An 18,789-nucleotide genomic window follows, 5' to 3' on the forward strand; every position below is an offset into this window, starting at 1 on the left:
GGCGGTCAGCCTTCGCTAGGCGCAAGAGGTTCAGCGTGGAGACCCTCGGCCGCGATGGCGGCTTCGAGGGCTTGGGTGACGCGGGCGGCCGCGTCGGCGGGATTGAAGGCCGCGCGCCCGTCACCCCAGTCGAGGAGGAAGGCGGCAGGGGGCACGGCGTCGGCCCGGGCGATGATCTGGCCGGGGAAGCCGATGGCCTGGGCGGTCTGTTCCAGAGCGGCCTGGGTGCGCTCGACCAGATGAGGGGCGACGCGGACGGTCAGCTTCGGGCTGGCCTCGACCTCGCGGGCCAGGGCCACCAGGGCCGCCTGGGTCGGGGCCTCGGGGAACTGGTCCAGGGCGGCGTCGGCGATGGCCCGGCCGCAGGCCAGGGCCAGCATCGCCGAGCCTTCGCGGTGCTCGTGGGCCACGGCGGCCAGGGTCGAGAAGGCGCTGTGGATCGCCTGGCCGACGGTGTTCAGGGCCATGGCGGCCTCGCGCTCGGCCTGGGCCACCGCCGACTGCTCGCCCGCGGCGTAGGCTTGCGCCTTGGCCTCTTCCAGCTCTTCCAGGGTGAAGTTCTTCTTCACCCTCGGCGGCGCGCTCATGCCGCCGTGGTCGTCGAACACGGTGTCGAAGGTGAAGCGCTTGTGGGCGATGTCGGTCATTCAGCCATCTCCCTAGTAGATCAGTTCGTCTTCGGCGCCGGCGCCGGCCAGCATGATCTCGCCCTTGGCGGCTAGGTCCTTGGCGACCTGCACCATGGCGACCTGGGCCTGGTCGACGTCCTTCAGGCGGACCGGACCCATGCTTTCCATGTCCTCGCGCATGATCTTCGAAGCGCGCTCCGACATGTTCGAAAAGAACATCTCGCGCAGCTTGTCCGAGGCGCCCTTCAGGGCCAGGGCCAGCTGCTCCTTGCCGGTGGCGCGCAGCAGGGTCTGGACGCCGCCCGGATCCAGCTTGGACAGATCCTCGAACACGAACATCAGGGCGCGGATGCGCTCGGCGGCCTCGCGGTTGCGCTCTTCCAGCGCCGCGATGAAGCGGGCCTCGGTCTGGCGGTCGAAGTTGTTGAAGATCTCGGCCATCATCTCGTGGCTGTCGCGCTTGGAGGTGCGCGCCAGGTTCGACATGAATTCGGTGCGCAGGGTCTGCTCGATCTTGTCGAGGATCTCGCGCTGCACCGGCTCCATCCGCAGCATGCGGGTGACGCATTCCAGGGCGAAGTCTTCCGGCAGCGAGGCCAGGACCCGGGCGGCGTGGTCGGACTTCACCTTCGACAGCACCACCGCGACGGTCTGCGGATATTCGTTCTTCAGATAGTTGGCGAGGACGGCCTCGTTCACATTGCCCAGCTTGTCCCACATGGTCCGACCCGCGGGACCGCGGATCTCTTCCATGAGTTGGTCGACCTTCTCCGGCGGCATGAAGGCCGACAGCAGGCGCTGGGTCTGCTCGTAGGAGCCCATGATCGCGCCGGTCGAGCTCATGCCGGAGACGAACTCGACCAGCAGCTCTTCCACGACCGAGGCCGAGACCGTGCCCAGACCGGCCATGGCCTGGGAGACTTCCTTGATTTCCTCGTCGTCGAGGGCTTCCCAGATCGCGGTGTGCTCTTCGCCCAGGGCGAGCAGCACGATCGCGGCCTTCTCGGGACCGGCCAGCTTCTTGACGTCGTTGACGGAGCTCTTCATCGCCTACTCCGACTCGTGCAGCCAGGAGCGGAGGATCGCGACGGACTCGTCGGGGTGCTTTTCGACGAACTCCGAGACCCGCTTGATCGACGAGGCCTTCACCTGGCCTTCGATCTTGGCGATGTCGATGCGTTGATCCATGTCGGCGGGACCGGCGATGGCGATCGGCTCGCCCGTCTGGTCGACGACCACTTCCTGGGTCGTGCCGTCCGACAGGGTGACCATGCGGGTGATCTGCGGCGTGTTCAGCGCCAGGCCCAGCGGGGTCGGCGGCGGGCTCATCAGGCTCTTCAGGAACGGGCGCACCGCGAACAGCAGGATCAGCAGGGCCACGACGGCCAGCACGCCCAGTTCGGCGAAGCGCATCAGGTCGTTCTTGTCGATGCCGTCCATCAGGCCAGCCTTGCCCAGACCCTGGTCCTCGGGTTGCGGGAAGCGGACATTGACCACCGAGACCTGGTCACCACGGGTCTGGTCGAAGCCGACGGCGGTCTTCACCAGTTGCTCCAGCTGCGCCATTTCGGCGGCGGAGCGCGGAGTGTAGGCGCCCGGCTTGCCGTCCTTGCCGGGAGGGGCGGTGACGCCGTCCACGGCCACGGCGATGGCGACCTTGCGGACCTTGCCCGGCTCCTGGACGGTGGTCGTGGTGCTTTCCGAGATCTCGTAGTTGGTGACGCTCTCGTTGCTGTCCTGCTTGGCGCCCAGCGGCTGGAAGCCGTTCGGGGTCTGGCCGGGGATGTTCTGGGTCGAGGTGACGCCGCCGGTGTCGTCGTTCTTGGTCTCGCTGGAATTGTTGGCGTTGGTGCTTTCCGAGCGGATGACCTGGCCGTCCGGATCGAACTTGCGCTCCTGGGTGGTGACACGGTTCAGGTCGAGGTCGGCGGTGACGTTGACGCGCGCCTTGCCCGGGCCCAGCACGCCGTCGATCATGTCCTTGACGGTCTTGGCGATGCGGGCCTCGGCCTCGCTCTTGGCGTCCTGGGCCAGCTTGCCGGCCAGGCTCTCGTCGTTGCCGGCCGACAGGGTCTTGCCGTGCTGGTCGATGACGTTGACGGCGTCGGGCTTCATGCCGGCGACCGAACCGGCCACCAGGTTCTGGACAGCGCGGACCATGTCGGCGGACGGCTCGCGGCCGGTGCTGATGGTGACGGCGGCGGTCGGCTTCTCGGCGTCTTCCTCGAACAGCTGCCGCTTGGGGATCACCAGGTGGACGCGGGCGGCGCGCACGCCGTCCCAGCCCTGGATGGTGCGCTCCAGCTCGCCCTGCAGGGCGCGCTGGCGGTTCAGTTGCTGGACGAAGTCGGTCTGGCCCAGCGCGTTGCCGGTGTCGAAGATCTCGTAGCCGACCGAGCCGGACGTCACCAAGCCCTTGGTGAAGATCAGCTGGCGCGCGGCGTTGACCTTGTCGCGGGCGACATAGATCGTCGAGCCGTCGCTCTTGGTCTCGTACTTGATGCCGGCGGTGTCCAGCGCCTGGGTGGCGGCGGCGGATTCCTTGGGGTCGACATTGGACAGCAGCAGCTCGTTGGGCTGCTTGCTCATCATCATCATCACGGCGGCGATCACGGCGATCGCGCCCGCGGCGACGCCGATCAGGGCGGCCAGACGGCCGACGCCAAACCTTTGAATCGCGCTGAGGAACTTATCCAACCTACGCCCTACCCCTGAAAAGCGTCCCCCTAGAGGACGCCCGCCGCTGCGCGCCGGAGCACGCCGTCGCTAGGCAGGATTTACCCAGTGCAAGGTAAACGGGTCGTTTACAAAGGGCCCCTCCAAGGGGGTCCCAGGGGCGCCAAAAGGTCGCGGCCGCGTCCCTGGGGGACGCGGCCGCTGAACTGTTCGACAGGTCGCCGAGGGCTCAAAACCCCCGTACGACATGGACTTCCGGCCCGCTGACTAGCGGTACTGCTGAAGCCGAGTGGTCCGCAGACCCGCCAGGCCGTGACGATCGATCGACTGTTGCCACGCGAGAAACTCCTCGTTGGTCAACTTGTACCGATCGCACGCCTCGTCGAGCGAGAGGAGACCACCGCGGACGGCGGCCACCACTTCGGCCTTGCGCCGGATCACCCAACGCTGGGTTTCCGGAGGCGGCAAGTCGGAGAGAGTCAGCGGCGCGCCGGTCGGACCGATCACGTACTTCTCACCCCGGCTGTTCGTGCGCTGCTGCTGCAACATGGCTTTACGCCTTTCCCACAACCATCACTGTTGGAGAGGAATATACGCGCCGGGAAATAACAGGCGCTTAATTCCAATAGTAAAGAAAGACTGAAACACGAGGCTTTCTCCCTACTCCCGTGATGTATCAATGTGACACAGGACAATTAAGGTCAGTTAAGACCTGTAATTACCGTTTAATGCTCAGAAGCTCTTCTAGCATCTGGTCCGCAGTGGTGATGATCTTCGACGAAGCCGAATAGGCTCTCTGCGTCGTGATCAACCCGGTGAACTCCGTCGACAAGTCGACCGTCGAAGCTTCCAGCGTGGACGGAGCAATCACGCCCGCGCCCCCCTGGCCCGGAGTCTTCAGGCTATAGGTGCCGCTTTCGTTGGTGACGCGATATGCATTTCCGTTCACGCCCTTCAATCCGTTGGGGTTCGAGAACGTGGCGATCGCAACCTGTGCGATCCGGCGGGTCACGCCGTTGTCGAAGATCGCCGAGACATAGCCCTGGTCGTCGACCTCGATATTGGTCAGGTTGCCGAAGGCGGTGCCGTTGGTGTTGACCGACTGAACCACCGATTGGCTGTTGTACTGGGTCAGGCCGCCGGCGGCGCTGGCCAGGTCGATCTGGATGTCCTGGGAATCGATGCCCAGGCCGTCGGCCCAGCGCGGGGTCGTACCGGTGGCCAGCGGATCGGACGCGCCGATATTGATCGCCGTCGGGGTCACGCCGCCGAACAGGTTGCCGACCGAGTTCAGCTTGCCGTCGGTGGTGAAGGTGATCTTGCCCGAGCTGATCAGCCCGTTGGTGTTGTTGTCCAGGTCGCCAGGCTTGGCGCGCAGTTCGGCGAACCATTCGTTGGGGCCCGGGCCCTTCAGTAGCGACAGGGTGACGGTGCGTTGGCCGCCCTTGGAGTCCGAGACCGGGATCTGGATCTCGAAGTCCGGCTTGACGCCCGTGGTCGGGTCCTCGGCGTAGTCCGACATCGACCGGGTCGTCGGGTCGTAGGCGCCGCTGGCGATGGCGTCGGCCTTGGTGTTCACGCCCAGTTGGGTCTGGGTCAGGGTGACGCCCGGCGCGACCGTGACGTTCGGCGACGTGCCCGGCAGGGTCGTGGTCAGCAGGGCGCCCGTCGTCGGGTCGTAGGTGTTGACGCCGGTCGCGACCGACACGCCGTTCTTGCGGACCTCGACCGAGTACTGGTTCCCCGTGCCGGTCGGGCTGTAATAGACCGAATAGGCGCCGGTGCCGCCGCCGCTGTCGGTCAGGGTGCCCTTGCTGGCCACCGCATTGGCCGCGGCCGCGACGGCTTGTTCCGAGCGCAGGTTGGCGTTGACGCCGACGCGGGTGGTCTTCTCGGCGGTGCCGCCGACCGTGCCGACATTGATCGACGACAGCTGGGTCAGGTCCGACGGGTCGGGCGTGATGGTGCCGGTCACCGGATCGGCCAGCCAGCCCTGCAGATAGAGGCCGGCGTCGTTCTTCAGGTAACCCAGGTTGTCCAGCTGGAACGAGCCGGCGCGGGTGAACGAGCGGGTGTCGGTGGCGGTCAGGCCTTCCGGCTTCTCGGTGCCGACGAAGAAGCCCGATCCGGCGATCGACAGGTCCAGGTTGGACGTCGTGGCCTGGGTCAGGCCCTGCTGGCTGATGAACTGGTGCGTCGTGGCCTTCACGCCGCCGGCGCTGTAGGTGGCGTTCTTGCTCTGGGCGGTGACCAGGGTCGAGAAGTTGGCCGAGCTGCGCTTGTAGCCGACCGTGTTGACGTTGGCGATGTTGTCCGAAATCGCGGCCAGGGCCGACGAGTTGGAGATCAGGCCGGAAACCCCGGCGAGCATGGCGCTGTTGATGCTCATGACTGCGATCCTGCGATGAAGTTCAAAAACGAATGGGTTTGAAGGCTCAGCGCGGTTTGCGTTTGGGTCTCGGGAGCCAGCGTGGCGCTGGGGGAGACCGCGACGGCGTCGTTCTGACGCCCGTTCATCTGGTGCGTGACGGCCGTTACGTGGTCGTCGTGGTGGGGTTGGTGACGCCGATCACGGAGTCGAGCGGCACCTTGGTTTCGCCGATCCAGACCATGTTGACGCCGCTTTCGTTGGTGACCTTGGTGACGACGCCGTCGATGCGTCCCTTGGCCGTCGTGGTGATGTTCGTGCCCTGGGCGTCGGTGGCGGTCACCTTGATGGTGTATTCACCGCCGTCGGGCTGCTTGGTCCCGTCGGCGCTCTTGCCGTCCCACTTGAAGGTATGGTCGCCGCTCGACATGTCGTCGGGCAGGACCGTGGCAATCGTCTTGCCGAACTTGTCGATGACCTCGACCTTGACCCCTGTGGCCGCGCGGCTCTGGGTGTAGCTCCAGCTGGCCTCGCCGCTCTTGAGCACCGACTTGTCGGTCTCGGCGGTGACCTGCTTGCCCATCAGGTTGACGCCCTCGCTGATGCCGCCGCTGGTGTTCATGCCCACCAGGGCCGTCAGCAGGTCGTTGGTGACCAGTTGCTGCTCGACGCCGGTCATCTGGGTGATCTGGCTGGTCATCTGGGTCGTGTCGGTGGGCGACAGCGGATCCTGGTTCTTCAGCTGGGTGGTCAGCAGCTTCAGGAACGTCTGCTCGTTGTTGGCGAGCGAGTTCCGCGAGTTGTTGATCTTGTCGGTGGTGGCGTTGCCGGTGGCGGTGGTGGCCGTGACCATGGCGGGCTCTCCTAGATTCTGACGTCGACGCCGCTGCTGTCGGCGACGCGAAGGCCGGGCAGCAGGGCGGACGGGGACAGGGTGGGGATTTCCTCGCCCAGCGCCGATCGGAAGGCGCGGCCGTGGAAAGCCTGACGGCCGTTCTCGCCGTCCTGGAAATTGAAGAAGGCGTTCTGGCTCTGGCCGCCCTGGTTCTGGCTTGAGCTGTCGAAGCTCAGGGCGTTGTCGGCGACGTTGAAGCCGGCGGCGGCCAGGGCCTGGCGCAGTTCGCCCGACTTGCCGCGCATGTCGGCGGCGGCGGCCGGGTTGTCGAAGTTCAGGGCGGCGGTCAGCTTGCCGTCCTTGGCGATCTCGATGCGCACGTCGACGCGGCCCAGGCCTTCCGGCTGCAGCACGACGTCGAAGCGGCTGGTCTTGCCGACCACCGCCTTGCTGGCGATCTCGGTGGTCAGGTGGTTGACCGTCTCGGGCCCCGCCTTGGGCAGTTGGGCCGCGACCACGGGGGCCGGAGCCGCCGCCGTACCCGGCGCGACGAAGGTCTGGGCCGGAACGGAAGTGTCGGCGGCGGTCGCGACCGGCGCGGCGTCCTTCAGGGGCGAGCCCTTGGCGCCGGCCTGGTCCTGGGCGCCGTCGCCCGTCGGGCCTTCACCCGTAGTCGCCGCGTGGGCCGCAGCGGCGACCTGGCCGTGGGCGGGCTCGGCGGCGGCGTCGGCCACGGCCGCCGCGACGGCGGTCGCCGTCGTGGAAGCGGCGGTCTTCGGTTCGGCCGGCTTGACCACCTTGGCGGTCACCGACGCGACTTCCGGCGCGGCGGCTTGGGCGGCGGCGGCCTGGACAGGGGCGGGTTCGGCGCGGTCCGGCGCCAGGGCGGCGGCGGCCTCAGCGACCGGAGCAGCCGGTGTCGCAACGGTCGGCGTCGCGTCAGCCTTGGCGGCCGCAGCGGCCGGAGCGGCCGAGCCGGCCTTGGACTTGGCGGCCGCAGCCGCGACCGCGGCCAGTTCGGCGGCCGAGGCCTCCGGCGTCTGCGGCAGATCGAGGACCGGGGCGGACTCCGGGGCGTCGGTCGCCAGGGCGGCGGCGGGAAGCGCCAGCGCCTGGGCGTCCTGGACGACGGTCGGCGCCGCAGCGGTCTCGGTCTCGACGTTCTGGGACGCCTGGACGACCGGAGCAGTCAGGACGGTCGCGGCGGCTTCCGCCACGGCCTTGGGCGTTTCGACCACGGGCGCCTGCATGGCGGCGATCAAGGCCGCCGCGGCTTGGGCGGCGGCGTCGGCTTGGCCGGCCGCGGTGTCGACGGCCGCCGGCGCGTCGGCGACGGCCTGGTCCTTGCTGCCGGCCTTGCCGTCGGCAGGCTGGGCGTTCGAGGTCTTGTCGGTCACCTGGGCGTCGGCGGGCTTGGCGGGCGCCTTGCCGTCCGAGACCTTCTCGGCGGCGTCGGCGACCTTGTCGGCCTTGGCGTCGGCGACGCGGTCGGCGGCCTTGGCGCTGGAGGCCTTGCCGCCCTGCGCCCGGTCGGCGCTCTTGTCCGCGTCGCGGGCGTCCCGCGTGGAGCCCTTCTCGCTGGTCGCCTTGTCGTTCGAGGCGTTGGCGTTTGCGGCCAGCAGCGCGCCGAAGCCTTCGGCCGCGTCCTTGTCATAGCCGCCGGCGGGGGCCGGGGCGGCAGGCAGGACGGAAGCGGGAGCGGCGATCGCGGTCATGCGTCGGTCAGGTCCACGGAGGATGGCGGCCCGAAGAGGACACGCCTTGATCCGGACTTCCCTGAGCAACCGCCGGGCCAACTCGAAATTTCGTCACAACCTACTGTTTTAATTGATGTTAATCTTGCATTTACACCTCGGGATAGGCCGACCACGGCGCTTTTTGCCGAGCTGGACGGGGCGCAAAGGGCCAGGCTTGCCGCGTCGTCGCGCCCCACCCCCGGTTGGCGCCGTCCTTGCGCATGGCTTTCTGTCGCTCGCTCGACGTCAGGAACGAATTGCCATGATTTTCAATGGCTTGCACATCGCCGAAGGGGTCGAACCCCGCAACGCCCGGCATTTTTCGCCGGGCAAGGTCGCGTCGCGCCGTTCGTGGTTTGCCGAGCAGGCCGGAGAATAGACCATGTCGTTGAACACCATCTTGAACGTGGCGACTTCGGGGATGATGGCGGCCCAGACGGGCCTGCGCGTCACCTCCGACAACGTCGCCAACATCAATACTGCCGGCTATGTCCGCAAGACGATCGCCCAGTCCAACCTGGTGTCGAACGGCATGGGCGTGGGCGTCAATATCGACGCCATCAAGCGGGCCACCGACAAGTTCATGGCCGCCGCCAGCCTGAACGGCGCCTCCGACGCCGGCCGCACCGGCGCGGTCGCCACCGCCATGGACAACGCCCAGAAGCTGTTCGGCGATCCCAGCGCCAAGCCCAACTTCTTCGCCACCCTGGACGACGTCTACGCCGCCTTCTCCATGGCCGCGGATGATCCATCCTCGACCCTGCTGCGCAGCAGCGCCATCACCAAGGTCGAGGACTTCCTGGGCGAGAGCAAGCGCATCACCTCGTCGCTGTCGAGCCAGATCAAGGACACCGACAACCGCATCGGCGCCGACGTCGACCGCGTCAACGACCTGCTCAAGCAGATCGACGCCCTGAATGTCGACATCACCCGCGCCAAGATGGCGGGCGCCGACGGCACCGGCTCCGAGAACGTCCAGAGCGGACTGATCAACGAGCTGTCCACCTACATGAACATCCAGGTCAGCGACCGCTCCAACGGCGGGGTCATGGTCCGCTCGGCCGAGGGCGTGACCCTGGCCGGCAACGGCCCCGCGACCGTCGCCTACAACCAGTCCGGGCCGGCCAACGGCTATCTGACCGTCGTCACCGCCAACAGCGGCGGCCAGGTCATGCCCCTGGCGGTCACCAACGGCGAGATCCAGGGGCTGCTCGAGCTGCGCAACAAGGAGCTGCCCAACCTCTCCGACCAGCTGGGCGAGTTCGTCAGCCGGGCCGCCGAGGAACTGAACCGCGCCTCCAACGCCGCCAGCTCGGTTCCCGCGCCCAACAGCCTGACCGGCAAGGACACCGGCCTGGACGCCAACACCGCCTTCGCCAACTTCACCGGCAAGACGACGATCGCCATCACCAACGCCGCCGGCGCCATCGTCCAGCGCGTCGATGTCAACTTCGGCGCCGGGACCATGACCGTCAACGGCGCCGCCGGGCCCGCCTTCACCAACACCAATTTCCTGACCCAGCTGAACACCGCCCTGGGCGGCACGGCCACGGCGGCCTTCGCCAACGGCCAACTGAGCTTGAACACCACGACCGCCACCAACGGCGTCGCCATCGTCGATGACGCCACCACGCCCTCGACGAAGGCCGGCAAGGGCTTTTCCCAGTTCTTCGGCCTCAACGACATCATCCGCTCGGACGGCTACTCCCCCTACGAGACCGGCATGGTCGCCAGCGACCCCAGCGGCTTCACGCCGGGCCAGACCATCACCCTGCGGCTGACCGACAGCGAAGGAAGCCGCATCCGCGACATCCAGGTGGCGATCCCGACCGGGACCGGCACGATGCAGGAAACCATCGACGCCCTGAACTCGCGTAATTCCGGCATCGGCCTCTATGGCTCCTTCTCGCTGGGTTCGAAGGGCGAGCTGGCCTTCACCTCCAACACCGCCACCCCGGTCAATCTGTCGGTGGTCGAGGACACCACCCAGCGCGGCGTCGGCGGTCCGTCGCTGAGCCAGCTGTTCGGCGTCGGCATGAGCGAGCGCAGCACGCGCGGGGGCCTGTTCAAGGTGGACCCGGCGATGGACGCCAACCCGTCCAAGCTGCCGTTCGCCAAGCTGGACCTGACGGTAGCGGCCGGCGTCGCGGCCCTGGCGACCGGCGACGGCCGCGGCGCCCTGGCCCTGGCCAAGGCCGGCGACGTCACCGCCGCCTTCGCCAACGCCGGCGACACCGCCGGCTCGAGCAAGACCGTGCTGAACTACGGCGCGGACTTCAGCGGCTCGATCGCCCGCAAGGCGGCCGCAGCCACCAGCCGCAAGGAAGCGGCCGACTCCGTCAAGACCGAGGTCGACGCCCAGCGCCAGTCGCAGGAGGGCGTCAATCTCGACGAGGAACTGGTCAACCTGACCACCTACCAGCAGGCGTTCAACGCCTCCGCCCGCCTGATCCAGGCGACGAAGGACATGTTCGATGTCCTCACCAATATCGTTTGAGGTTAAGCCATGACCCGCGTCTCCACCTCCGGCAACTTCGGCGTGATGACCAGCAACCTGATGCGCGCGCAGGTGCTGCAGAACGTCGCCGGCGAACAGGTTTCCAGCCAGAAGAACGCCAACGACCTGAAAGGCTACGCCAAGAACGCCGAGGTCCTGACGGCCATGAAGACCGCCCAGGCCAAGGTGGCCGGCTTCCGGGACCAGACGACCCTGGTCTCCAACCGGCTGGACGTTCAGGACATCGGCATCGGCCAGGTCTCCGACGCCACCCAGGACGCCCGCGACGCCATCGCCAACGCCATCGCCGCCGGCAGCGCCGAGACCCTGATGCAGCAGATGAACGGCGCGTTCGGCGACGTGGTCCAGGGCCTCAACAGCAAGTTCAACGGCCGCTACGTGTTCGCCGGCGCCAAGTCGGACACCCAGCCGACCACCGCCACCAGCATGGCCGACCTGACCGCGGCGGCCAGCACGGCCTCGCTGTTCCAGAACGACCAGTACATCACCAGCAACCGCATCGACGACACCACCTCGGTCGACACCGGCCAGCTGGCCGACCAGCTGGGCACGGGCGTCTACAACGCCTTCAAGCAAGTCCAGGCCTATGTCGACGCCAACGGTCCCTTCACCGGCAAGCTGACCCAGGCCCAGAGCAACTTCCTGGGCGGCCTGCTGCCCACCTTCGACGCGGTGAAGACCGGCTTGACCACCGCCCAGGCGCAGAACGGCCTGAACCAGAAACGCTTCGAGACCGCCCAGACCGAGCTGTCGGACCAGGCCGACACCCTGAGCACCATGGTCGGCGGCATCACCGACGTCGACATGGCCGAGGCGATCACCCGCCTGGAGTCGGCCAAGCTGGCCGTCCAGGCTTCGGCCCAGGTGTTCTCGAGCCTGCAGAACTCGTCGCTGCTGAACGTGCTGAGGTAGGCGCCTTTCGGGACAGGCGCATGCGCCTGTCCCCGGCCGCGACACCCCAAACCTCGCAAAACCGGCCCCGAACCGCTATATGGCCGCGATGGACGCCGACACCGCTCTCTTTGCCCCCGACACCTCCGCCCTTGACCGGGCGGTCGAGCAGGCGCGCGAGGCCGTGGGCCTGCCGGTCGGGACGCGGATCGTCGCGGCGATGTCCGGCGGCGTCGACTCCACCGTCACCGCCGCCCTGCTGGCCAAGGCCGGCTACGACGTGGTGGGCGTCACCCTGCAGCTCTACGACCACGGCGCGGCGATCTCGCGCAAGGGCGCCTGCTGCGCGGGCCAGGACATCCTGGACGCGCGCATGGCGGCCGAGCGGATCGGCATCCCGCACTACGTGCTCGATTACGAAAGCCGCTTCAAGGAACAGGTGATCGAGGACTTCGCCGACGCCTATCTGCGCGGCGAGACGCCGATCCCGTGCGTGCGCTGCAACCAGACCGTCAAGTTCCGCGACCTGCTGGACGTGGCCCGCGACCTGGGCGCCGAAGCCATGGCCACCGGGCACTACGTGCAGCGGTCCATGGCCGGCGGCGGCAATCGCCCGCAGCTGCGTCGCGCCGCCGACCCGGCCAAGGACCAGAGCTATTTCCTGTTCGCCACCACGGCCGAGCAGCTGGACTTCCTGCGCTTCCCCCTGGGCGGCATGGACAAGCCGACCGTGCGCCAGGTGGCCGCCGAGCTGGGCTTGGCCATCGCCGACAAGCCCGACAGCCAGGACATCTGTTTCGTGCCGGAGGGCAAGTACACCACGGTGATCGACCGGATCCGGCCGCAGGGCGCCCTGCCCGGCGACATGGTGCACCTGGACGGCCGCGTGCTGGGCCGCCACGAGGGCGTGACCCGCTACACCATCGGCCAGCGGCGGGGCCTGAACATCGCCGTCGGCGACCCGCTGTTCGTGGTCCGGATCGACGCCGACAAGCGCCAGGTCATCGTTGGCCCGCGCGAGGCGCTGCTGACCCGGGCCCTGTCGCTGAAGGAAGGCAACTGGCTAGGCGTCGAGGACAGCCTTGAGGCCGCCGCCGCCGCCGGCGCGCCGGTGCTGGCCCGCGTGCGCTCGACCCGCGAACCCGTTCCAGGCCGCCTAGTCCTGGAGCAAGGCGAACCGCGCCTGGTGTTCGACGGGCTGGAAGAAGGCGTCGCTCCCGGCCAAGCCTGCGTGCTGTACGACCCCGCCGATCCCGAGCGGGTCCTGGGCGGCGGGTTCATCGCGGCGACCGAACGGGCGGCGACCTAAAGGTCGACGGCCAAGCGGCACGCCGAATCTTCATGTTCGTTTGCGCCTTGCCGATCAGAATGCACGCCAGACGTGCTTTGCGCCGATCAACGTCTTGAAGATGAAGAATTCGGTCGTCGGGCACGGTTATTTGACACCACTGATAAAAATTGGCGCTCCGTGAAGGACATGCGGCAAAATAATCATGGCTCAAGACGCGAAATCGCCCATTGAGCGAGTGACATGCGAAACTTTTGTGGCATGCATACGTATCTACTGTATGTCCGCGTCGATTTTTTGACGGGATTGTAGAATTCGGAGTTAGAGGACCATGACCACCGCAGCCTACACTTACAAGCACCGCCAAGAGCGCCACGTCTCGCTGACCCGGCTGAGCGTGATCCTGGGCAATCTTGGTTTGTGGGCCGGTCTGATCGTTGGCCTGGCGATCCTCGCCCACTGATCTAATCGACGCCCTGTTCCTCGCGGAACAATCCCTGGACCGCGTAGAGGGCCGCCACCCTCAGGTCCGCGAGCACCGACCATCGAGCGACATAGTCCAGCTCGGCGCTCCACGACGGCTCGCCCTCGGCGCCGCGCGGCCAGATCATTCCGGGCCGCGCCTCAAGGCGCCGTCCGTAGTCCGGCCGCCCCTTGCGCAGATAGGCGTCCTGCCCGGGCGACTGCGGCCTGGGCCCGATCAGCGACATGTCGCCGTCGATGACGTTGACAGCCGATGGCAGGTCGCCCAGTCCCGCCCGCCAGAGCACCTGATCGAACAGACTCTCGTCCTGCGCCGGCCGATATAGCCGCCAGCGTCCGAAGGTGCGGCCGTTCAGCCCGAGGGTTTCCTCGCGGAAGAAGATGGGGCCGGGCCGGCAGCAGCGGATCCCGACAAGCATCACCAGGCCGACAGGGAGGAAGAACAGCAGGACGAAGATCGCGCCCAGCACGTCCAATGTCCGCTTGCTCACGCTTCTGGCGGGGGCGGCCACGCCCGTTCGCCCCGTCGCTTCCACCAACGCCAACCCCACTGAACCCCGGGCGCCCCCGCCCGAGCGCGACGCGCTCGAGGGCTCAAAACGCAAAGTTTGGGTCGGGGTTCCGACAGAGTTGTCAAAACCTGTGGATCAAACCACCTCACTGAATCTCAGCCCGATCCTAAACAGGCAGTAGCCGGTTTCGTCGACCAGCCGCGCCACGTCGGGATTGGTGTCGGCGCGCTCACGCACACGGGTGAAGCGCCAGTCTTCCGGATCGGCGCCGGCCGGAAAACCCGCCCCCTCCGCCGTCACCAGCCGGTAGGCCGGCTTGGCGCGATGGACGTGGAAGCGAAAGCTCACTCGGCGGCGATCTTGGCCGAGGCCTCCAGGGCCTGGCCGACCGTCAGGGCCTGTTCCTCATGCACCACCCGGCCCAGGTCGCGGCCATCGACGATCTGGCCGCAGGCCTCGCAGGCCAGCTTGGGATGGAAGTCCCAGCCGCAGGTCTTGTGGACGAAGTGCACCGGCCCCTTGCCCAGGCCGTAGACGTGCTGGTCGCCCCACTCGGCCATGGTCAGCAGCACCGGCGACAGGGCGCGCCCCTTGGGCGTCAGCACATATTCCTGGCGTGGCGGGCGTTCCGAATAGCGACGCGGCTCCAGCACCCCGTTGGCCACCAGGCTCTTGAGGCGGGCGGCCAGGACGTTGCGCGCCACGCCCAGCCGCTCCTGCCACTGCTCGAACCGCTTCACGCCCTGGAAGGCGTCGCGCAGGATCAGCAGGGTCCACGGATCGCCGACGACCTCGAGGGTGGCGGCGATGGCGCAGCGTTCATTGGTGTAGTCGGCGGTGCGGCCCATTCCGCGAGGGTGAAGCCTTACGCGGGGGAATGCAAGGGTTGCTTTTGCAGACCCACAGGAGTAGGTTTTCTATAGCAATTGACTCTCTCGGTTGCGCACTGCGTGGCGGCGGCGGAAATGTCTGCATTCCTCCGTCGCCCGCTTTTTGCGGAACACCCTTGCGCCCGCCGCGCCGAAGAGGGTTTATTCCGCCGCGAAATTCCCAGAACACAAAATGGGTGGAGCTCCAGCATGTCCGAGGCCTTCAAGTCTTCCGGCGATTCAATCGTCATCGTCTCGTTCGCCCGCACGCCCATGGGCGGCTTCCAGGGCGCGTTGGCGGGCGCCAAGGCCACCGAACTGGGGGCGACGGCGGTGAAGGCGGCGATCGAGCGGGCGGGCGTCTCCGGCGACCAGGTCGAGCAGATCTTCATGGGCTGCGTGCTGCCCGCCGGCCTCGGCCAGGCCCCCGCCCGCCAGGCGGCGATCGGGGCCGGCCTGCCCAAGTCGGTCGAGGCGACGACGGTCAACAAGATGTGCGGCAGCGGCATGCAGGCGGCGATCATGGCCCATGACGCCCTGGCGGCCGGCAGCGCCGAGATCATCGTGGCCGGCGGCATGGAGAGCATGACCAACGCGCCCTACCTGCTGACCAAGCACCGCTCGGGCGCGCGCATCGGCCACGACCAGATGCTGGACTCCATGTACCTGGACGGACTGGAGGACGCCTACACGCCGGGCAAGCTGATGGGCGCCTTCGCCGAGGACAGCGCCGCCACCTACCAGTTCAGCCGCGAGGCCATGGACGACTATGCGGTCAAGGGCCTGGCCAAGGCGCAGAAGGCGGTGACTTCCGGCGCCTTCGCCGCCGAGATCACCCCGGTGAGCGTCACCACCCGCAAGGGCGTCGAAACGATCAGCCAGGACGAGCAGCCGCTGAAAGCCGACGCCGGCAAGATCCCCACCCTGCGCCCGGCCTTCGCCCGCGACGGCGGGATCACGGCGGCCAACTCGTCCTCGATCAGCGACGGCGCGGCCGCCCTGGTCATGACCCGGCAAAGTGTGGCCCAGCGCCTGGGCCTGCCGGTGGTCGCCCGTGTCGTCGCCCACGCCGCCCACGCCCACGAACCGGCCCTGTTCACCACCGCTCCCGTGCCGGCGATGAAGAAGGCGCTGAGCAAGGCCGGCTGGTCGGTCGCCGACGTCGACCTGTTCGAGGTCAACGAGGCCTTCGCCGTGGTCGCCATGATCGCACAGCAGGAGTTGGGCATCCCGGACGACAAGCTGAACGTCAACGGCGGCGCCTGCGCCCTGGGCCACCCGATCGGCGCCTCGGGCGCACGCATCCTCTGCACCCTGATCGCGGCATTGCAAGCGCGTGGCGGCAAGAAGGGGCTGGCCTCGCTGTGCATCGGCGGCGGCGAGGCCACGGCGATGGCGGTGGAGCTGGTTTAGGGCGCGCCCTACTGGCCCGGGACGGCCTTGGTCAGCAGGTTGATCCGCCGGCCGCCCGGCATCTCGACGTCGCCGCCGCTCCAGCCGGCCGGGCAGGCGCCGGACCATTCGGCGGTCATCGACATCTTGTGCTCGCCGTTCATCGCCGGCTGGGCGGCGCCCGTCGTGGTGCTGGCGACCTCCATCACGTAGCGGGTGTCGAAATCGCCCGCGACATGGATGGTGCTGTCGATCTTGCCGGCCGGGCCCATGTCGCAGGCCGAGACGACCGTCCAGCTTCCATCGCCCCCGCGCGTCATCGACCTGCGCTGGCAACGCTTGTCGTCGCCCTGGCTGTCCAGCCCCATCTTCTGGTCGCTGGTCGCGTCGACGCAGAAACGGAAGCTGCGCGTGAAGCCCTGGGCCTGCAGGGTCATGGTCTGGGTCCACAGGCCCGGCTTGCGCTTGGGCCAGCCCGTCGGCGCGGGCGTTGCGGCGGCCGGAGCCACGGTGTCCGACACCGCGGTCGCGGCCTTCGGCCCCGCCGCCGCCCCGGTCCCGGACGTCTGGGTCTCTGATTTCTGGCCACAGGCGGCCGCGGCCGCCGCCAGGGTTCCGAACGCCACAAACACCAAGAGAGTTCGCATCGCCCACCTCGCTCGCGCGTTAGCCCCCAAGAGTCCACTAACGCGCCTGGCGCGGCGCGCCGTCCAGCCCATATGCGAGTCATGACCGACGCCTTCAGCCACAACCCCGCCAAGAGCCGCTACGAACTGGAGGTCGACGGGCGCATCGCCTTCGCCGACTACCAGCGCAGCGGCCATCGGCTGGTCATCCCCCATGTCGAGGCCGACCCCGCCCTGCGCGGCACCGGCGCCGCCGGACGCCTGATGCGGCAGGTGGCCCAGACCGCCCGCAGCGAGGGCATGAAGATCGTGCCGCTCTGCAGCTACGCCTCGGCCTGGCTGCGGCGGAACGATCCGGAGATGATCGCTTAACTCTTGATCCGCCGCTCCCGGCCTTCGCCGGGAGGGTTGGAGGTAAAGGACCCGCCCCGCGTCAGCCAGTAGAACGGCGCCCCGACGACCAGCAGGCCGAGGCCCAGCAGCACCGCCTCGCCGCCCGCCCCCACCAGGGTCCAGACCGAATAGAGGCCGGCCAGGATGGCGATCACGGTCAGAGCCGTGGTCGGGGCGATGCGCCGCGTGGCCTGCAGCTTCAGCGCCGCCAGGGCGCAGGCCAGGTAGGCGAACAGCGAGGCCGTGGTGGCCACCAGGGCGATGAAAGTGAACAGATCGGCCATCGACTTGGCGTAGTTCATCAGCACCAGCACGGTCAGGAAGCCGGCCGACAACAGGTGGGCGCGAACCGGCGCGCCGTTCGTCGACTCCTTGGCCAGGAAGGCCGGAAACACCCCGCCCCGGGCCATGGCGTAGGGCATTTCGCCCTGCAGCAGCACCCAGCCGTTCAGGGCCCCGAAGGCGCTGATCGCCGCGAACAGGGCCAGGACCTTGCCGGCGCCGCCGCCCCAGTGGAGGCTGACGAAGTCGGCCAGCGGGGCGTTGGAGACCTTCAGCGCGTCGGCTGGGGTCAGCAGCACCACCGCCGAGCAGACCAGCAGGTAGATCACGCCCGTGAACACCGTGCCCACCAGGGTGGCGCGGGGGATGGTGCGGACCGGGTCGACCACCTTGCCGGCCGGCACGGTGGCCGATTCCAGGCCCAGCAGCGCCCATAGGGTCAGGGCGCCGGCGGCGGTGATCCCGCCCGGATGGATGTCCGACGCGCGGAACGGCGTCAGGCTGGCCCCGTGGTCGCGGCCGATCACCCAGAAGGCCAGGCCGGCCACCGCCACCAGCGGCAGCAGCTTCAGCACGGTGGTCGCCACCTGGACCCCGCCGGCCAGGCGGGCGCCGGCGATGTTGACCCCGACCAGCAGCCAGACCGCGCCCAGGGTGATCAGCAGATGCATGCCCGGGACCCGGGCGATGGCCGGGAAGATCGCCGACAGGTAGCTGACCGCCCCCGTGGCGATGGCCGCGTTGCCGACCCACAGCGAGATCCAGTAGCTCCAGGCCACCATGAACCCGACCAGCGGCCCGAAGGCCTCCTGGGTGTAGGCGTAGGGCCCGCCGGCCTTGGGGAACTCGCGCGCCAGCCCCGCGAACACCACGGCCAGGCAGAGGGCCCCGCCGATGGTCAGCAGCCAGCCGAACACCGCGTTCCAGCCGTAGGGGGCCAGGGACGCGGGCAGCATGAACACCCCCGAGCCGATCATGTTGCCGATCACCAGGGCCGTGCACATCCAGAAGCCCAGGGCGCGGGGGGCCGTGATCTTGGGGATCGGGACCTTCTGTCGGGCCGTCGTCATGCGGTCAGGCTTTCACGGGAACGGAGGTTCGTCCATGCCCTCAGACGCCGCTCATCCCGGCGAATGCCGGGACCCAGATGGAATGGCCTTGAAGCTGACGCCAGGAGCGCTGAGCTCGTCCAATCAACCTCAGTGTCATGGGATCTGGGTCCCGGCATTCGCCGGGATGAGCGGATGATTGAATGGGGACATGCCCATGAGCATGTCCCCAAAACTGTCCC

18 protein-coding genes are annotated in these 18,789 nt (G+C 68.1%); 6 read left to right on the forward strand and 12 right to left on the reverse strand.

The genetic code is table 11. The features are described 5' to 3' along the window. Window positions 1-5: 5 nt before the first annotated feature. The 7 genes from G3M57_RS20490 to fliK all read right to left on the reverse strand — a co-directional run bounded on the left by G3M57_RS20490 (window position 6) and on the right by fliK (window position 8,223). Window positions 6-647 (reverse strand): FliH/SctL family protein, encoded by a 642-nt coding sequence (locus G3M57_RS20490; RefSeq protein WP_056761301.1) that lies wholly within the window; start codon window positions 645-647, stop codon window positions 6-8. 12 nt (window positions 648-659) lie between these two features. Then, on the reverse strand, window positions 660-1,676 hold the full coding sequence (fliG, locus tag G3M57_RS20495; protein ID WP_056761298.1) for a flagellar motor switch protein FliG: 1,017 nt from the start codon (window positions 1,674-1,676) through the stop codon (window positions 660-662). A gap of 3 nt (window positions 1,677-1,679) precedes the next feature. After that, window positions 1,680-3,326, reverse strand: coding sequence for a flagellar basal-body MS-ring/collar protein FliF (gene fliF / locus G3M57_RS20500; protein WP_056761295.1), 1,647 nt, complete (start codon window positions 3,324-3,326; stop codon window positions 1,680-1,682). 246 nt (window positions 3,327-3,572) lie between these two features. Continuing rightward, on the reverse strand, window positions 3,573-3,854 hold the full coding sequence (gene sciP, locus G3M57_RS20505) for a CtrA inhibitor SciP (RefSeq protein ID WP_007675208.1): 282 nt from the start codon (window positions 3,852-3,854) through the stop codon (window positions 3,573-3,575). A 169-nt stretch (window positions 3,855-4,023) separates the two neighbouring features. Next, window positions 4,024-5,694, reverse strand: coding sequence for a flagellar hook protein FlgE (gene flgE / locus G3M57_RS20510; protein WP_056761290.1), 1,671 nt, complete (start codon window positions 5,692-5,694; stop codon window positions 4,024-4,026). Window positions 5,695-5,839: 145 nt separating this feature from the next. Continuing rightward, window positions 5,840-6,526 carry a flagellar hook assembly protein FlgD gene (locus G3M57_RS20515; RefSeq protein ID WP_056761288.1) on the reverse strand — a complete coding sequence of 229 codons (687 nt, stop codon included), beginning with the start codon at window positions 6,524-6,526 and terminating at the stop codon, window positions 5,840-5,842. A gap of 11 nt (window positions 6,527-6,537) precedes the next feature. Further along, window positions 6,538-8,223, reverse strand: coding sequence for a flagellar hook-length control protein FliK (fliK, locus tag G3M57_RS20520; RefSeq protein WP_163232677.1), 1,686 nt, complete (start codon window positions 8,221-8,223; stop codon window positions 6,538-6,540). 403 nt (window positions 8,224-8,626) lie between these two features. Here fliK and flgK point away from each other — a divergent pair, with 403 nt between their 5' ends. The 4 genes from flgK (at window position 8,627) to G3M57_RS27765 (ending at window position 13,404) form a co-directional block, all read left to right on the forward strand. After that, a complete protein-coding gene (gene flgK, locus G3M57_RS20525) occupies window positions 8,627-10,741 on the forward strand; it encodes a flagellar hook-associated protein FlgK (protein WP_163232679.1) in 2,115 nt (704 codons plus the stop codon). 9 nt (window positions 10,742-10,750) lie between these two features. Then, complete coding sequence (locus G3M57_RS20530; protein ID WP_056761280.1) at window positions 10,751-11,674, forward strand: flagellin; 924 nt, start codon at window positions 10,751-10,753, stop codon at window positions 11,672-11,674. Window positions 11,675-11,753: 79 nt separating this feature from the next. Next, window positions 11,754-12,962, forward strand: coding sequence for a tRNA 2-thiouridine(34) synthase MnmA (gene mnmA, locus G3M57_RS20535; protein ID WP_056761277.1), 1,209 nt, complete (start codon window positions 11,754-11,756; stop codon window positions 12,960-12,962). Window positions 12,963-13,272: 310 nt separating this feature from the next. Beyond that, entirely contained in the window at window positions 13,273-13,404 is a 132-nt protein-coding gene (locus tag G3M57_RS27765; protein ID WP_255355534.1) for a hypothetical protein, read from the forward strand. 1 nt (window position 13,405) lies between these two features. Here the strand turns inward: G3M57_RS27765 and G3M57_RS20540 are convergent, their stop codons facing one another. The 3 genes from G3M57_RS20540 to G3M57_RS20550 all read right to left on the reverse strand — a co-directional run bounded on the left by G3M57_RS20540 (window position 13,406) and on the right by G3M57_RS20550 (window position 14,784). After that, window positions 13,406-13,915 carry a sugar transferase gene (locus G3M57_RS20540; protein WP_230983969.1) on the reverse strand — a complete coding sequence of 170 codons (510 nt, stop codon included), beginning with the start codon at window positions 13,913-13,915 and terminating at the stop codon, window positions 13,406-13,408. Window positions 13,916-14,071: 156 nt separating this feature from the next. Further along, the gene (locus G3M57_RS20545) at window positions 14,072-14,284 is read right to left on the reverse strand and encodes a hypothetical protein (RefSeq protein ID WP_163232681.1); all 213 of its coding nucleotides are present in this window, start codon (window positions 14,282-14,284) and stop codon (window positions 14,072-14,074) included. Further along, on the reverse strand, window positions 14,281-14,784 hold the full coding sequence (locus G3M57_RS20550; protein WP_163232683.1) for a winged helix-turn-helix transcriptional regulator: 504 nt from the start codon (window positions 14,782-14,784) through the stop codon (window positions 14,281-14,283). The genes G3M57_RS20545 and G3M57_RS20550 overlap by 4 nt, the downstream gene beginning before the upstream one ends. Before the next feature lie 231 nt (window positions 14,785-15,015). Here G3M57_RS20550 and G3M57_RS20555 point away from each other — a divergent pair, with 231 nt between their 5' ends. Further along, window positions 15,016-16,218 (forward strand): acetyl-CoA C-acyltransferase, encoded by a 1,203-nt coding sequence (locus G3M57_RS20555; RefSeq protein WP_163232685.1) that lies wholly within the window; start codon window positions 15,016-15,018, stop codon window positions 16,216-16,218. Window positions 16,219-16,226: 8 nt separating this feature from the next. On the opposite strand, the gene G3M57_RS20560 is transcribed toward G3M57_RS20555, so the two are convergent. Further along, window positions 16,227-16,844: a DUF3617 domain-containing protein gene (locus G3M57_RS20560; protein WP_056761262.1), complete on the reverse strand. Its 618-nt coding sequence runs from the start codon at window positions 16,842-16,844 to the stop codon at window positions 16,227-16,229. Window positions 16,845-16,925: 81 nt separating this feature from the next. On the opposite strand from G3M57_RS20560, the gene G3M57_RS20565 reads away from it, so the two are divergent. Continuing rightward, the gene (locus G3M57_RS20565) at window positions 16,926-17,195 is read left to right on the forward strand and encodes a GNAT family N-acetyltransferase (RefSeq protein ID WP_056761260.1); all 270 of its coding nucleotides are present in this window, start codon (window positions 16,926-16,928) and stop codon (window positions 17,193-17,195) included. On the opposite strand, the gene G3M57_RS20570 is transcribed toward G3M57_RS20565, so the two are convergent. Then, complete coding sequence (locus G3M57_RS20570) at window positions 17,192-18,568, reverse strand: amino acid permease (RefSeq protein WP_163232687.1); 1,377 nt, start codon at window positions 18,566-18,568, stop codon at window positions 17,192-17,194. The genes G3M57_RS20565 and G3M57_RS20570 overlap by 4 nt on opposite strands. Window positions 18,569-18,789: the final 221 nt, after the last annotated feature.

This window comes from Caulobacter rhizosphaerae (assembly GCF_010977555.1).
GTDB classification, from domain to species: domain Bacteria; phylum Pseudomonadota; class Alphaproteobacteria; order Caulobacterales; family Caulobacteraceae; genus Caulobacter; species Caulobacter rhizosphaerae.

Coding starts and splice junctions, on each gene's coding strand:
- G3M57_RS20490 (WP_056761301.1), bottom strand. CDS start 647: ATGACCGACATCGCCCACAAGCGCTTCACCTTCGACACCGTGTTCGAC.
- fliG (WP_056761298.1), bottom strand. CDS start 1,676: ATGAAGAGCTCCGTCAACGACGTCAAGAAGCTGGCCGGTCCCGAGAAG.
- sciP (WP_007675208.1), bottom strand. CDS start 3,854: ATGTTGCAGCAGCAGCGCACGAACAGCCGGGGTGAGAAGTACGTGATC.
- flgE (WP_056761290.1), bottom strand. CDS start 5,694: ATGAGCATCAACAGCGCCATGCTCGCCGGGGTTTCCGGCCTGATCTCC.
- G3M57_RS20515 (WP_056761288.1), bottom strand. CDS start 6,526: ATGGTCACGGCCACCACCGCCACCGGCAACGCCACCACCGACAAGATC.
- fliK (WP_163232677.1), bottom strand. CDS start 8,223: ATGACCGCGATCGCCGCTCCCGCTTCCGTCCTGCCTGCCGCCCCGGCC.
- flgK (WP_163232679.1), top strand. CDS start 8,627: ATGTCGTTGAACACCATCTTGAACGTGGCGACTTCGGGGATGATGGCG.
- G3M57_RS20530 (WP_056761280.1), top strand. CDS start 10,751: ATGACCCGCGTCTCCACCTCCGGCAACTTCGGCGTGATGACCAGCAAC.
- mnmA (WP_056761277.1), top strand. CDS start 11,754: ATGGCCGCGATGGACGCCGACACCGCTCTCTTTGCCCCCGACACCTCC.
- G3M57_RS27765 (WP_255355534.1), top strand. CDS start 13,273: ATGACCACCGCAGCCTACACTTACAAGCACCGCCAAGAGCGCCACGTC.
- G3M57_RS20550 (WP_163232683.1), bottom strand. CDS start 14,784: ATGGGCCGCACCGCCGACTACACCAATGAACGCTGCGCCATCGCCGCC.
- G3M57_RS20555 (WP_163232685.1), top strand. CDS start 15,016: ATGTCCGAGGCCTTCAAGTCTTCCGGCGATTCAATCGTCATCGTCTCG.
- G3M57_RS20560 (WP_056761262.1), bottom strand. CDS start 16,844: ATGCGAACTCTCTTGGTGTTTGTGGCGTTCGGAACCCTGGCGGCGGCC.
- G3M57_RS20565 (WP_056761260.1), top strand. CDS start 16,926: ATGACCGACGCCTTCAGCCACAACCCCGCCAAGAGCCGCTACGAACTG.
- G3M57_RS20570 (WP_163232687.1), bottom strand. CDS start 18,568: ATGACGACGGCCCGACAGAAGGTCCCGATCCCCAAGATCACGGCCCCC.